Origin of the sequence: Actinocorallia populi, from assembly GCF_002995495.1 — a bacterium.
In the GTDB taxonomy this organism is placed as follows: Bacteria; Actinomycetota; Actinomycetes; order Streptosporangiales; family Streptosporangiaceae; genus Actinocorallia; species Actinocorallia populi.
Genome location: NZ_PVZV01000001.1, coordinates 1,226,904 through 1,240,002, shown reverse-complemented (window position 1 = coordinate 1,240,002; position 13,099 = coordinate 1,226,904). Strand labels below are relative to the sequence as shown.

General features: G+C 70.6%; 14 protein-coding genes and 1 tRNA gene. 1 reads left to right on the top strand and 14 read right to left on the bottom strand.

Annotated features, from left to right (window positions below; translation table 11 throughout):
• Positions 1-238: 238 nt before the first annotated feature.
• The 3 genes from C2865_RS06115 to C2865_RS06105 all read right to left on the bottom strand — a co-directional run bounded on the left by C2865_RS06115 (position 239) and on the right by C2865_RS06105 (position 2,444).
• Positions 239-736: a VOC family protein gene (locus C2865_RS06115; protein ID WP_106397238.1), complete on the bottom strand. Its 498-nt coding sequence runs from the start codon at positions 734-736 to the stop codon at positions 239-241.
• Positions 737-1,247: 511 nt separating this feature from the next.
• Positions 1,248-1,976: an SMI1/KNR4 family protein gene (locus tag C2865_RS06110; RefSeq protein ID WP_106397519.1), complete on the bottom strand. Its 729-nt coding sequence runs from the start codon at positions 1,974-1,976 to the stop codon at positions 1,248-1,250.
• Positions 1,977-2,362: 386 nt separating this feature from the next.
• A tRNA-Tyr gene (locus tag C2865_RS06105) sits at positions 2,363-2,444 on the bottom strand.
• A 146-nt stretch (positions 2,445-2,590) separates the two neighbouring features.
• Here C2865_RS06105 and C2865_RS06100 point away from each other — a divergent pair.
• Positions 2,591-3,085, top strand: a complete 495-nt coding sequence (locus C2865_RS06100; RefSeq protein WP_232835389.1) for a YajQ family cyclic di-GMP-binding protein — start codon at positions 2,591-2,593, stop codon at positions 3,083-3,085.
• Between the two features lie 52 nt (positions 3,086-3,137).
• Here the strand turns inward: C2865_RS06100 and htpX are convergent, their stop codons facing one another.
• The 11 genes from htpX to C2865_RS06045 form a co-directional block, all read right to left on the bottom strand.
• On the bottom strand, positions 3,138-3,986 hold the full coding sequence (gene htpX, locus C2865_RS06095) for a zinc metalloprotease HtpX (RefSeq protein WP_106397236.1): 849 nt from the start codon (positions 3,984-3,986) through the stop codon (positions 3,138-3,140).
• Positions 3,987-4,059: 73 nt separating this feature from the next.
• The gene (locus C2865_RS06090) at positions 4,060-5,526 is read right to left on the bottom strand and encodes an NADH-quinone oxidoreductase subunit N (RefSeq protein ID WP_232835388.1); all 1,467 of its coding nucleotides are present in this window, start codon (positions 5,524-5,526) and stop codon (positions 4,060-4,062) included.
• Positions 5,523-7,010, bottom strand: a complete 1,488-nt coding sequence (locus C2865_RS06085; protein WP_106397235.1) for a complex I subunit 4 family protein — start codon at positions 7,008-7,010, stop codon at positions 5,523-5,525. Before C2865_RS06085 ends, C2865_RS06090 begins: the two co-directional genes overlap by 4 nt.
• The gene (locus tag C2865_RS06080) at positions 7,007-9,016 is read right to left on the bottom strand and encodes an NADH-quinone oxidoreductase subunit 5 family protein (protein WP_106397234.1); all 2,010 of its coding nucleotides are present in this window, start codon (positions 9,014-9,016) and stop codon (positions 7,007-7,009) included. The genes C2865_RS06085 and C2865_RS06080 overlap by 4 nt, the downstream gene beginning before the upstream one ends.
• The gene (gene nuoK, locus C2865_RS06075) at positions 9,013-9,336 is read right to left on the bottom strand and encodes an NADH-quinone oxidoreductase subunit NuoK (RefSeq protein WP_106397233.1); all 324 of its coding nucleotides are present in this window, start codon (positions 9,334-9,336) and stop codon (positions 9,013-9,015) included. Before nuoK ends, C2865_RS06080 begins: the two co-directional genes overlap by 4 nt.
• The gene (locus tag C2865_RS06070; RefSeq protein WP_106397232.1) at positions 9,336-9,917 is read right to left on the bottom strand and encodes an NADH-quinone oxidoreductase subunit J family protein; all 582 of its coding nucleotides are present in this window, start codon (positions 9,915-9,917) and stop codon (positions 9,336-9,338) included. Before C2865_RS06070 ends, nuoK begins: the two co-directional genes overlap by 1 nt.
• Positions 9,914-10,387, bottom strand: a complete 474-nt coding sequence (locus C2865_RS06065) for a NuoI/complex I 23 kDa subunit family protein (protein ID WP_232835387.1) — start codon at positions 10,385-10,387, stop codon at positions 9,914-9,916. Before C2865_RS06065 ends, C2865_RS06070 begins: the two co-directional genes overlap by 4 nt.
• Entirely contained in the window at positions 10,384-11,328 is a 945-nt protein-coding gene (locus C2865_RS06060; protein WP_106397231.1) for a complex I subunit 1/NuoH family protein, read from the bottom strand. Before C2865_RS06060 ends, C2865_RS06065 begins: the two co-directional genes overlap by 4 nt.
• Positions 11,321-11,872 carry an NADH-quinone oxidoreductase subunit C gene (locus C2865_RS06055; RefSeq protein WP_198652971.1) on the bottom strand — a complete coding sequence of 184 codons (552 nt, stop codon included), beginning with the start codon at positions 11,870-11,872 and terminating at the stop codon, positions 11,321-11,323. Before C2865_RS06055 ends, C2865_RS06060 begins: the two co-directional genes overlap by 8 nt.
• Positions 11,859-12,662 carry an NADH-quinone oxidoreductase subunit B gene (locus C2865_RS41730; RefSeq protein WP_332873336.1) on the bottom strand — a complete coding sequence of 268 codons (804 nt, stop codon included), beginning with the start codon at positions 12,660-12,662 and terminating at the stop codon, positions 11,859-11,861. The genes C2865_RS06055 and C2865_RS41730 overlap by 14 nt, the downstream gene beginning before the upstream one ends.
• Positions 12,653-13,045: an NADH-quinone oxidoreductase subunit A gene (locus tag C2865_RS06045; protein WP_106397230.1), complete on the bottom strand. Its 393-nt coding sequence runs from the start codon at positions 13,043-13,045 to the stop codon at positions 12,653-12,655. The genes C2865_RS41730 and C2865_RS06045 overlap by 10 nt, the downstream gene beginning before the upstream one ends.
• Positions 13,046-13,099: the final 54 nt, after the last annotated feature.

Genomic DNA, 13,099 nt, shown 5'->3' with positions numbered 1-13,099 from the left:
GCCCCGGCACCGAGGTCGCGCGCTTCCAGCCTCGCGATCGCTTGGGCCGCAGAACGAGAGAGGCCCGGCGCCACCGGCGAACCGCCGCCGGCCCGCTTGTCCCCTGCGGCTCGAACAGCCGCCGGATTCCTACGCGGCATCGCCGCCCGCAGTCGTGATCATCCGCCCATACTCGCGAGCACCGCACCCGGACACAAGACCCCAACCGAGAAGCCGTCCTCACCGGCCGCCGAAACGCTCAGCCGAGGCCGAAGGCCCGGCCCGGGAAGAAGTCGGCGCTTTGGACGTACTCCATCGCTTTGGTGAACGCCGGATCGCCGAGGCGGCGTTCCAACTCCTGCGGGTTCAGATCCTCCACGCGGGTCTGGATCCAGTACAGGTTGCCCAGCGGATCGCGCACCCGACCGACCCGGTCTCCGAAGAACAGGTGGGTGACCTCGGTGACCGAGATGCCGCCGGCCGCGACCGCCTGACGGTGCACGGCGTCGGCGTCCTCGACGTAGAGGCGGAGGAAGCCGGGGGTCGGCGGCCACTCCGGCCGCGCGTCGAACATCATCACCACCGAGTCACCGATCCGCACCTCCGCATGCTCGACGCTGCCGTCCTCGCCGGCCAGGCACGCGAGCTCCTCCGCGCCGAAGGCCCTCTTCATGTAGTCGATGAGCTGCACCGTGTCGCGGGAGATGATCCACGGCGTCACGGTGGCATAGCCCTGGGGAACCGGGTTCACGGACATCTGACTGCCTCCTGGAGTGCGAGCACCTCAACGTGGTGATGACGCTAGGCCTCATCTAGGTCGGCTGCCGTCCTAGATGAGACCCGGCGGACGGCAGCGCACAGCGCTCCCACGAACCTCGTCCGGACCGGACGGCATGGTGCCGGGAACCCGATTCGCCTGCCGGCGGCGCGACTACGCGCCAGCGCCACCGAGACGCCTCCGAGAGCCGGGCAAGGGATACATAACCATTTCAGTTCCAGCGCCTGCAGATCCCTGCCAGTCCATAGGGCCGGAAAGCAAGAACCGCCGATCGACCCCAGCCGGTCCGGCTCCGTATTCAGCGATGCCGATGCCCCACCGCCAAGCGGCCGCTGGCCGATTGCCAGGACTGCGCCCCTCCTCATCCGATCGGGCAGTGCCCGACCTCGGAGATCTCGACCGGCGGCCGGTCGGCGAGATCGAGAAGCCGAAGGAGATCACCTGGTACGAGCCGGCGATCTCCTACCTGGACGAGAAGTGGGACACCGTCTCAGCAGTCGTTGAGCCAATCGCCGGAAATCCGATCACGGATGCGGCCGAGGGCCTCCCCGGTACGGGCTCTTGCCAGCAGGGCCATGCGGCCGTCCTCACGGAGGAGCGAGTCAGGACCGGCGAACCAGCGAATTCCAAGCGATTTCCCACTGATCGGATACTCCGGGAACGGGAGGAGCGCGTAGTGCTCCTCCAGCGCCCCGGCTCCTTCTTCGTCGAGATCGTTCAGGAAATCCGTGAGTTCCTCAGGGCCGTTCAAGGACTCCGACAGGACGATCTCGATGAAGGCCAAGGAGAGCTTGCCCAGCCAGCTTTCCCATGTCTCGGCCTGCTTGTCGGCCAGATCTTCTTTGACGAACACCGCAGGGTCGGGCTCGCCCAGCTCAGTGACGAGGACACCCCAGGAGGCAGCGCCCTGGTTCTCATGCCGGAAGACCAGGGCTTCCTTTCGATCGTCCAGGTAGAGCTCGGCCGGGCTCAGGAGAACGTCGTGGTTACTACTGAGGTCCTTCCGGCGGCCGAACAGACGGTAAGCCTCACGCAGCGCCGTCGGCAGCGGGAGTCCCAGCCTCTCCTCCGCTGCCGACAGATCCGCTTCGCTCCAGCCGTCGTCTTCGCCCAAGGGCGTCACCCAGTGCTGAGCGAATCCCCGGATGAAGCGCCAAGCGCCGATCCGGTCATCGAGCCCCTCGGTGAGAGCCCGGCCGAGGTCGAATCCGTCCGTCATGCCAGAGACGGTATCGGCCGCCTGCAGGCGGCTCCCGGCCCCAAGCCAGTCGGCCTTCTTCGCTCTTCCGTTGCTGCGCCCAGTCCCCGAAACGCGTGATGGCCTCCGTTCGCCGGAGGTCATCACGTCGTGCTCGTCGAAATCCCGCAGAGCCGAAGGCTGGACAACGGGCCTGCCTCGTCCGCCGTCCGGGCCCGCCGCAGGCCGGCTCCGTTCGACTTCCTGGAGTACGCGGTCGACCGTCGGCACCTGCCCGCCAACCCGCTGATCCATTCCACTACCCATCCACAGACGGCCGTGAAAGCTCGGTAGCCGCCGGAACCGCCGGGTGGGCAAAGCGAAGAGCCCCTGCCTGGTCTCCCAGGTCAGGGGCCCTTCTTCGAGTGTGGCGGCTGGTGGGTTCGAACCACCGTAGGCTGAGCCGGCAGATTTACAGTCTGCTCCCTTTGGCCACTCGGGCAAACCGCCGTGTGTCGCTTGCGACGTCAGAAATACTAGCGGACGTCGGGGGTGGTCGTCACATGGGTTGCCGGGAGGCTGGGAGACTGGGGGTGGTGGACCGGGACCGGTCCGCCTCAGGGAGATCGTCGTTATGCGTGAGGACATCTGAAACCGTGGCATCCGAGAGTTCGTTCGACATCGTCTCGAAGCTGGACCGGCAGGAGACGGACAACGCACTGAACCAGGCGGCCAAGGAAGTGGCCAACCGGTTCGACTTCCGCAACGTGGACGCCGGGATCAAGTGGTCGGGGGAGTCCATCGAGATCCAGGCCAACAGCGAGGAGCGGGCCCTGGCGGTCCTGGACGTCTTCAAGGAGAAGCTGATCAAGCGTGGGCTCTCGTTGAAGATCCTCGACGCCGGGGAGCCCAAGGCGTCCGGGAAGATCTACAAACTGGGGGTGAACCTCAAGGAGGGGATCTCGCAGGAGAACGCCAAGAAGATCAGCAAGATCATCCGGGAGGAGGGGCCGAAGGGCGTCAAGGCCCAGATCCAGGGTGAGGAGCTGCGGGTCAGCTCCAAGAAGCGGGACGACCTGCAGGAGATCATCGCGCTGCTGAAGGGCAAGGAGGACCTCGACCTCGCCCTGCAGTTCATCAACTACCGGTAGGACGTGCGAGGACCCGCCCGGAACGTGGGCGGGTCCTGAAAAAGGACCGGGGTCAGCCGCGCGGGCCGGCCATCCGCTCCAGGCGGGCGATCCGGTCGGCGATGGGCGGGTGCGTGGAGAACAGCTTGCTGAGGCCGCCGCCGCTGAACGGGTGGGCGATCATCAGCGCGCTGGTCGACTCGATCTGCGGGTCGGCCGGCAGCGGCAGCGCGCGCACCCCGCCGGAGATCTTGCGCAGGGCGCTGGCCAGGGCCAGCGGGTCGCCGCTGAGAAGGGCGCCGGACTCGTCGGCCTGGTACTCGCGGGTGCGGCTGATCGCCATCTGGATGATCCCGGCGGCCAGCGGGCCGAGGAAGACCATCAGCAGGGCGCCGAACATCCCCGGGCCCTCCCGGTCGTCGGAGCGGCCCGGCATGAACATGCCGAGGTAGGTCAGGTAGGTGACGACCGTGGCGAGCGCCGCCGCGACGGACGCGATGAGGATGTCGCGGTTGTAGACGTGCGACAGTTCGTGGCCGATGACCGCGCGCAGTTCCCGCCGGTCGAGCATCTGCAGGATCCCGCGGGTCACGCAGACGGCCGCGTTGCGCGGGTTGCGTCCGGTGGCGAACGCGTTCGGCTGCGGTGTCTCCGAGACGTACAGGCGCGGCATCGGCTGGCGCGCGGCGGTGGCCAGCTCGCGGACGATCGCGTACAGGACCGGTGCCTCGACCTCGCTGATCGGGTGGGCGCGCATCGAACGCAACGCGATCCTGTCGCTGAAGAAGTAGGCGACGCCGTTGCTCACCAGCGCGATCACCAGGGCCACCAGCAGCCCGCCCCGCCCGCCGAGCCCCCACCCGACGAGCAGCATCACCGCGGAAAGCGCGGCGATCAACACTGCCGTCTTCACGCCGTTCATAGCTCAGAACCTCCCCTTGGCTCTACGTCCGGAAGAACGTTCGGATCAGGGGAAACGTTCCGTGACGGGTCTTTCAGCCCGTCGGGAAGACCGCCTGCAGCAGCACCTGGGGCGCCGCGGACAGCAGGACGGCGCCCGCTCCCGTGACGCCCAGCGCCAGCCTGTAGGGCAGGCCGGACGGCAGCATTGGGCCCGTCCCCGGCGCGAACAGCCGTGCCGCCCACACCAGGTAGTAGTACAGCCCGATGACGACGTTGACGGCCATGACGGCGGCCAGCCAGAGCACCGGCCCGGTCACCACGGCCTTGAAGACGAGCACCTTGGCGACGAGTCCCATCACCCCGGGCGGCAACCCTGCCAGACAAATCAGGAAGAACGCCAACAAAATCCCAGAAAGTGGGTTTCGCCGGGCCAGCCCCCGGTAATCCACCAGCAGGTTCTCCTCCGACGCCCTCGCCGCCCCGTGGACGACCGCGAAGGCGCCCAGGTTCATCACCGCGTAGAACGCCAGGTACCCGGCGGTCGCCCCGATGCCCTGCCCGATGTGCTCGGCCCCCACGGCCAGCGGCGCCAGCATGTACCCCGACTGCGCCACCGACGACCACGCCAGCAGCCGCACGGCCTGCGTCTGGCGCAGCGCCATCACGTTGCCCACCGTCATCGTCACGGCCGCCAGGACCGCCAGCAGCGGCCCCCAGACATGGTCGTGGGACGGGAACGCCAGCGCCACGACCAGCGCCACCCCGGCGAACCCGCCGGCCTTGGAGACGACGGACAGGAACGCCGCCACCGGCACCGGCGCGCCCTGGTAGACGTCCGGCGCCCAGAAGTGGAACGGCACCGCCGCGACCTTGAACGCGAACCCCGCGACGACCATGACGATGCCCGCCGCCAGGACGGGTTCCAGCGCCCCCTCGACGGACGCGGCGGAGATGCGGTCGAAGTGCATCGCCCCGGTCGTCCCGTACACGAGGCTGATCCCGAACAGCAGCACCGCCGCCGAGACCACCGACACCAGGAACAGCTTCACCGCCGCCTCGGTGGCCCGCCCGTCGTAGCGTTTGAGCGCCACCAGCGCGAACACCGGCAGCGACAGCGTCTCCAGCGCCGTGAACAGCAGCACCAGGTCCCGCGCGGCGACGAGCGCCAGCACGCCGGTGACCGCGCACAGCAGCAGGAAGTAGTACTCCCCCGCCGGGACGTCGGCGGACTCCAGCTCCGCGAGTGACATCAGGACGACCACGACGGCCGCCGCCAGCACGATGCCCTGGAAGAGCAGCGTGAACTGGTCGACGACGTACGAGCACGACTCGGGCCCGTCCCCGCGCAGCGTCTCCGGCACGCAGAACGTCCGCCGCACCTCGCCGGGGACGAGCGCGAAGACCGCCGCCAGGCCCGCGGACAGCGCCAGCGCCGTCAGCCATCCCAGCCACCGCGCGCCCAGCTCGAACGCCCCGGCCAGCAGCACCCCGACCGCCGCGAGCGCGACGATCAGCACCGGCGCCACCGCCGCGTAGTCGATCTCCTGGATCACGTTCACGACCCCGCTCCGATCAGCGCGCGCACCGGCCCGTCGGTGAGCGCCAGCAGCAGTCCCGGCCACAACCCGATCAGCACCACCAGGACGATCAGCGGCGCCCACGACGCCCACTCCGCGGGGCGCACGTCCGCCACGACGACGCCCGTCCCCGACCGCCCGTGGGTGATCCTGCCGAGCAGCCGCAGCAGGTAGGCGGCCGTCAGCACCGCGCCGACCGCGGCCACCGCCATGTACGTCACGAAGGCCTCCCGGGGCAGTCCCGCGCCGGGCCGGTAGGAGCCCACCAGCGCGAGCATCTCGCCCCAGAACCCGGCCAGCCCCGGCAGCCCGAGTGAGGCGACGGACGCGAAGGCGAGCACCGACGCCAGCCTGGGCGCGCGGGCCAGCATCCCGCCGCCGATCCCGGCGAGGTCGCCGGTCCCGTACCGCTCCTTGATGGACCCGGCGAGGAAGAACAGCAGCCCGGTGATGAGCCCGTGCGCGATGTTGCCGAACAGCGCCGCGTTGAGCCCGGTGGCGCTCAGCGTCGCGATGCCCAGCAGCACGAAGCCCATGTGCCCGATGGACGAGTACGCGATGAGCCGTTTCAGGTCGGTCTGCGCCAGGCAGGCCAGCGCCCCGTAGACGATCCCGACGACGGCCAGGCACCCCAGCAGCGGCGCCCAGAACCGCGCCCCCTCGGGCAGCGCGGGCACGGCGATGCGCACCAGCCCGTACGTGCCCATCTTCAGCAGCACCCCGGCCAGCAGCACGGAGCCGACGGTGGGCGCCTCGGTGTGCGCGTCGGGCAGCCACGTGTGCAGCGGCCACATCGGCGTCTTCACCGCCAGCCCGAGGCCGATGAACGCGAACGCCGCGATCTGGGCGCCGCGCGCGATCCGCATCCCCTGGCTCTCGGCCAGCGCGACCATGTCGAACGTCCCGGCGCCGACGCCCAGCAGCATCAGGCCCGCCAGCAGCGCGGCGGAGCCCAGCAGCGTGTAGAGGATGAACTTGTGGGCCGCGCGCCGCCGCCCCTCGCCGCCCCAGATGGCGATGACCGCGTACATCGGGATCAGCACGATCTCGAAGAACACGAAGAACAGCACCAGGTCCAGCGCGAGGAACGTGCCGATCATGCCCAGTTCGAGGGCGAACAGCAGCGCCGTCATCAGCCGGGCGTTGCGCACCTCCTGGCGGCCCAGGTACAGGAAGCACAGGAACGTCAGCAGCGCCGTGAGGACGACCAGCGGCAACGAGATCCCGTCCACGCCGAGGTGGAAGCGCACCCCGATGGCCGGGATCCACGGCACGTCCATCGGCTGCTGCATCCGGCTCGGCTCGCCGTAGTCGAACGCCGCGACCTGCACGAGCGCCATCGCCAGGACGAACCCGGACGCCACCCGCCCGAACCCGATCGGGTCGAGCCGGATCGAGGCGGGCACCAGGAAGGGCAGGACGGCCGCGGCCAGCGGCAGCCAGAGAAGGTGGACGAGAGTGCTCACGTGAGGGCCACCACCGCCAGGACGAGGAACAGGGCTCCGGCCAGCAGGCCGGTCAGGTAGGTCTGCGGGTTGCCCGTCTGCGGCAGCCTCGCCAGCGCCCCGAGGCCGCGCGCCGCCGGGACGGCCGCCTCGACGGCCCCGTCCAGGACCCGCTTGTCGGCCGTGCGCACGACGCGCCCCAGCCACTTGACGGGACGGACGACGGCGAGGTCGTACAGCCCGTCGAGGTAGAAGGCGTTCTCCAGCACCGGGCGCACCCGCTTCATCCGTTCGGCGGGGTCGGAGGCCGGCGCGTCGCGCCAGGCCAGGAACATCGCGCCGGCGCCCGCGGCGGTGAACAGCAGCGCCATGGCCGCGGCTCCCAGGTGGGGCCGCAGCTCCTCCGCCGCCAGTCCGAAGAACCCGAGGACGGCGCTCGCGCCCGCCAGCACCACGATCGGCCATCGCATGGCGCCCGGAGCCTCGTGCGCGGCCCGTTCCGGCCCGAAGAACGTCATCAGCCACGCCCGCAGCGCGTACGCGGCCGTCAGCGCGGTCGTGACGAGCAGCGCGAGGTAGACCGTCCAGGCCGTCCAGCCCGGAATCGCCGCCCCGGCAAGCAGTCCGAGCCGCCCGTCGTCGACCGCCACCTGCTGCGCGTGCTCGATGACGGCGTCCTTGGAGAAGAATCCGGCGACCGGCGGCAGCCCCGCCAGCGCCGCGTACCCGACGGTCGCGCACACGAACGTCACGGGCATCGCCTTGCGCAGCCCGCCCATGTCGGAGAGCAGGTTGGAGCCGACGGCGTGGATGACGCACCCGGCCGCGAGGAACAGCAGCGCCTTGAACGCCCCGTGCGTCACGAGGTGGAAGATCGCCGCCGTCTTCGCCCCGACCGCGAGCCCCGCCGTCATGATGGCCAGCTGGCTGATCGTCGAGTAGGCCAGCAGCCGTTTGAGGTCCCGCTGGGCCAGCGCCGCGAGCGCCGCCCCGACCATCGAGACCGCCGCGAGGACGCCCAGCACGGCCAGCGCGGCGGGCGCCTCGGCGAACACCCCGTACAGCCGCGCCACCAGGTAGACGCCCGCGGCGACCATCGTCGCGGCGTGGATGAGCGCGCTGATCGGCGTCGGTCCCGCCATCGCGTCCGGCAGCCAGGTGTGCAGCGGGAACTGGGCGCTCTTGCCCGCGACCCCGCACAGCAGCAGGAGCGCGGCGACCACGACGGTGGTGTGCGGCATCGAGCCGGCCCCGGCCAGGACGGTGGCGATGTCGAAGCTTCCCGCGCCCAGCCCCAGCACGATGATCCCGAGCAGCAGCCCCGCGTCGCCGACGCGGGTGACCAGGAACGCCTTGGTCGCCGCCCGCGAGTTGGCCCGGTCCTCCCAGTGGTGGCCGATGAGGAAGTACGAGCAGACGCCCATGACCTCCCAGCCGACGTACAGCACCATGAGGTCGCGGGCGAAGACCACCAGCAGCATCGCCGAGGTGAACAGCGACACGAACGCCGCGTACGACGAGTAGCGCGGCTCGTCCCGCATGTAGGCGACCGAGTAGATCTGGACGGCCAGCGCGACCACGCCGACCAGCAGGCCCAGCAGCGCCGACAGCCCGTCCACGCTCAGCCCGACGAGGATCGGCGGGCCGCCGGTCGGGATCTCGGCGAGCGTGCCCGTCCTGGTGCCGGGGTTCCGCCACACCGTCAGCGCGATGATCAGGGTGAGTGCCGTCATCGCCGCGGTCGGCAGGACCGCGAACAGCACCGGCCCGAGCGCGCCGCGCGATCCGCTCCCCGGCGCTCCGGCGGGCGCCGCGCGCCCCTCGGCTGGCACCGGCTCCCCCGGCACGCCGGGGACGGCCTCCACGTGCTCCTCGACGCCCCGCGCCTCGGTCGGCGGCCCCGCGGGGCCGTCCTCGGTGCGCACTCCCCCGGCCACCAGGACGCGGGTGAGCCAGGGCCCGAGCAGCAGCCCGCACAGCGCCCCGAGGAAGGGCAGGACGACCGCCTGCGCGGCGAGGAGCGTCACCGTGCCTCCTGCTTCGTCTCGCGCAGGGTGTCCTGCCGGTCCACGTCGATGTTCCGCCGGTTGCGGTACAGCAGCAGCACGATCGCCAGGCCGAGCCCGACCTCGGCGGCGGCCACGACGATCGTGAAGAGGGTGAGCACCTGGCCGCCGTGCAGCGCGTCGCGCAGCCACACGTCGAACGCGACGAGGTTGAGATTGACCGCGTTGAGCATCAGCTCGACGGACATCAGCACGAGGATCGCGTTGCGCCGCGCCAGGACCCCGTACACGCCGACGGAGAACAGCAGCGCCGAGAACACCACCGGGTAGACGACCGACATCAGCGCTCTCTCCCCTTCGAGCCGGGGGACGACCCCCGGGCCCCCGCATCGGGCCCGGCCGATCCTCGCTCCGCTGCGGTCGTCCGGGCCCGGCCCTTGGAGAGCACGATCGCGCCGACGAGCGCGGCCAGCAGGAGGACCGAGAGCACCTCGAACGGCAGCACCCACTCGCGGAAGATCGCCTCGCCGAGCGCGTCGGCGGAGCCGCCGCCGGGCTCCAGCTCGATCCGGGCGTCCTTGAAGCCGCGGACGAGCAGCGTCACCAGCACCGCGGCCGTCCCCACGGCCACCGCCAGCGCGGGCAGCCGGTTGCCGGAGTCCATCCCCTCGCCGGGCCCGATGGGCGCGCGCGTCAGCATGATGCCGAACAGCAGCAGCACCACGATCGCGCCGACGTAGATGAGCACCTGCACCCAGGCCACGAACTCGGCGGTCAGCACCAGGTACATCCCGGCCAGCGCGCCGAACGAGACCACCAGCCACAGCGCCGCGTGGACGATCTGCCTGGTCGTGACGACCAGCACGCCCGCCCCCACGGCGACGACCCCGAGCGCGGTGAACACGATCTCGGCCGTCGTCAACGCAGCTCCTTGGGCGGGTCGGCGTTGGGCTCGTGGGCCTGCGGCGGCGGGACCGTCCACATCCACTCGCGCAGCCGGTCCCTCTCGTGGGTCAGCTCGGCGATGTCGTAGGCGGCGTACTCGAACTCCGGCGACCAGAACAACGCGTCGAACGGGCACACCTCGACGCAGATCCCGCAGTACATGCACAACGAGTAGTCGATCGCGAACCTGTCGAGGACGTTGCGCGAGCGGGCGCGCGCCGAGCCCTCCGCGGGCATCGTCTCCTTGTGGGAGTCGATGTAGATGCACCAATCGGGGCATTCCCGGGCGCACAACATGCAGACGGTGCAGTTCTCCTCGAAAAGAGCGATCACGCCGCGGGAGCGGGGCGCCAGGTCCGGCGCCACCTCGGGGTACTGGCGGGTCCCCGACCGCTTCATCATCGTGCGCAGGGTGACGGCCAACCCCTTGGCCAGGCCTGGTCTCACGCTCCGGTCACCACCTTCACCACACCGGTCAGCGCCAGCTGGCCCAGGGCGATCGGCACCAGGTACACCCAGGCGAGGCGCTGGAGCTGGTCCTCGCGCAGCCGGGGGAAGGCGACACGGAACCAGATCACCACGAAGGCCAGCAGGAACACCTTGATCAGGGTCCACAGGAAGCCGGGCAGCAGCGGCCCCTGCCAGCCGCCCAGGAAGAGCACGGTGGTCAGCGAGCAGACCACCAGGATCCCGGCGTACTCCGCGAGCAGGAAGAACGCGAACCGCAACCCGCCGTACTCGGTGTACGGACCGAAGATGATCTCCGAGTCGGCGACCGGCATGTCGAACGGCGGCCGGCGCAGCTCGGCCAGTCCCGCCAGGAAGAACACCACGGCGGCCGGGGCCTGCCAGACCAGCCACCACCACTGCCACGCCCCCGCGATGCCGCTGAGGTTCAGGGTGCCCGCGGCCATCGCCGCGGACGCCGCCGCCAGCACCATCGGCAGCTCGTAGGAGACCAGCTGGGCCGCCACGCGCATGCCGCCCAGCAGCGAGTACTTGTTGGCCGACGCCCAGCCCGCCATGATCGAGCCGATCACGCCGATGCCCATGACGGCCAGCGCGAAGAACAGCCCCAGCGACAGGTCGACCGCGACCTGCCCGGGACCGACCGGGACCACGGCGAGCACCACCAGGTACGGCACCAGCGCCACGCCCGGCGCCAGCAGGAAGATCCGCCTGTCGGCCGCGGCCGGGACGGTGTCCTCCTTCTGGGCGAACTTCACGCCGTCCGCCACCAGCTGCGCCCAGCCGTGGAAACCGCCCGCGTACATGGGGCCGAGGCGGCCCTGCATGTGCGCCATCACCTTGTGCTCGGCCTGGCCGATGATCAGCGGGAGGGTCAGGAAGGCGACGGTGACCAGCACCAGGGCCACGACGTCACGCATTCGGCCCCCAGCCCGGCGGCACTCCCGGCGGGAGGTTCTTGCGGCGCGACGGCGCCCCGCCGCCCTCGCCCGGCTCCTTGGCGCCCGGCCACGCCTTGGCGACCCGGGCGGCCAGCACGAAGTCCTTGCGCAGCGGGTGGCCCTCGAACCCGTCGGGCAGCAGCAGCGGCTTCAGGTCGGGGTGGCCCTCGAAGACCACCCCGAACATCTCGAACGTCTCGCGCTCGTGCCAGTTCGCCCCCCGGTACACCCCGACGGCCGAGGCCAGCACGGGCTCCCCGCGCGGCACCAGGGTGCGCAGCAGGACGTGGTGGCGGCGCGCCAGGGAGTAGACGTGGGCGACGATCCGGAAACCGTCCTCCAGCTCGTCCACCCCGGTCAGCCAGTCGAAGAAGTCGCAGTCCAGGTCGTCCCTGGCGAACTCCAGCGCCTCGGTCCACCGCGCCGCGGGGACGTCGACGACCGGCTGCCCGAAGACGTCCCCGGTCTCCGCGTCGGGGCCGAAGCGGCGGATGAACTCCTCCTCCGCCTCAGTCATCGTCATCGGACATCCCCGGGATGATCGAGTAGTCCACGACCCCTTCGGGCCGCGTCCCGCCGATCCGGAACCGCTGCGTCCTGGCCGTGCTCGCGGCGCTCTCGGTGACCACCGTGCCCCCGGCCTCGGAGCCTTCGGCGGTCCCGGAGTCCCGCGGCCGCCCCTCCGGCTCGATCACGGGCAGGCCCTGGGTCGGCTGGTCGGCCTCGGCCAGCAGTTCGGGCACGGGCTGGAGCGGCCGCTGCAGCACGCTCGGCCGGTGCTCCCAGGAGGGCGGCTCCGCGGGCCCGGGGCCGGTGTAGCGCTCCCCGAGCGACTCGCCCGCGATCTTCTCCTGGAGCCGGACGATCCCGTGCAGCAGCGCCTCGGGCCGCGGCGGGCAGCCCGGCACGTACACGTCGACGGGGATGATCTGGTCGACGCCCTTGGTGACGCAGTAGGAGTCCCAGTACGGGCCGCCGCAGTTGGCGCACGAGCCGAAGGAGATGACGTACTTCGGCTCCGGCATCTGCTCGTACAGCCGCTTGACTGCCGGCGCCATCTTGTCGGAGACCGTCCCCGACACGACCATGAGGTCGGCCTGGCGGGGTCCGGGCGCGAACGGGATCACGCCGAGGCGCATGAAGTCGTGGCGCGCCATCGAGGCGGCGATGAACTCGATCGCGCAGCAGGCGAGCCCGAAGTTGAAGACCCACAGCGAGTAGCGGCGCCCCCAGTTGAGCACGAACTTGACCGGTCGGGGGGCCAGCCGGGACAGCGGTCCCACGGTCGGCTCGGGGAGGTCCACTACACCCATGTGAGCACTCCCTTCTTGTAGGCGTACAGCAGGCCCGTGGCGAGGAAGCCGAGGAAGACGAACATCTCCCCGAGCGTCACTGCTCCATACCCCTGGGCACTGAAAATAGTGGCCCAGGGAAACAGGAAGATCGCGTCCACCGCGAACACCACGTACAGGTACGTGAACACGTAATAGCGGACATGGGACTGGGCCCAGCCCTCCCCCACGGGGTCGACGCCGCACTCGTAGGTGGTGAGCTTCTCGGGGGTGGGCCGGGAGGGCCGCAGCAGCCGGTTGGCCGCGAGCCCGCCCGCGACGATCCCGCCGCCGACGAGGAACAGGACGGCGACGAGGACGTAGGAGCCGTAGTAGTCGCGCACGAGGGAAGCGTAATCCGTCATGGGGAACCGCCGCCGCGCACCTTGCGTCCGTCTTTACGGATCTAGGCGACAAAC

Bases quoted from the DNA above. Each gene is read 5' to 3' on its own strand.
- C2865_RS06045 (WP_106397230.1), bottom strand. From the start codon at position 13,045: ATGACGGATTACGCTTCCCTCGTGCGCGACTACTACGGCTCCTACGTC.
- C2865_RS06115 (WP_106397238.1), bottom strand. From the start codon at position 736: ATGTCCGTGAACCCGGTTCCCCAGGGCTATGCCACCGTGACGCCGTGG.
- C2865_RS06110 (WP_106397519.1), bottom strand. From the start codon at position 1,976: ATGACGGACGGATTCGACCTCGGCCGGGCTCTCACCGAGGGGCTCGAT.
- nuoK (WP_106397233.1), bottom strand. From the start codon at position 9,336: ATGTCGGTCGTCTACCCGGTGGTGTTCTCGGCGCTGCTGTTCTCCGTC.
- C2865_RS06060 (WP_106397231.1), bottom strand. From the start codon at position 11,328: ATGCGTGACGTCGTGGCCCTGGTGCTGGTCACCGTCGCCTTCCTGACC.
- C2865_RS06055 (WP_198652971.1), bottom strand. From the start codon at position 11,872: ATGACGATGACTGAGGCGGAGGAGGAGTTCATCCGCCGCTTCGGCCCC.
- C2865_RS41730 (WP_332873336.1), bottom strand. From the start codon at position 12,662: ATGGGTGTAGTGGACCTCCCCGAGCCGACCGTGGGACCGCTGTCCCGG.
- htpX (WP_106397236.1), bottom strand. From the start codon at position 3,986: ATGAACGGCGTGAAGACGGCAGTGTTGATCGCCGCGCTTTCCGCGGTG.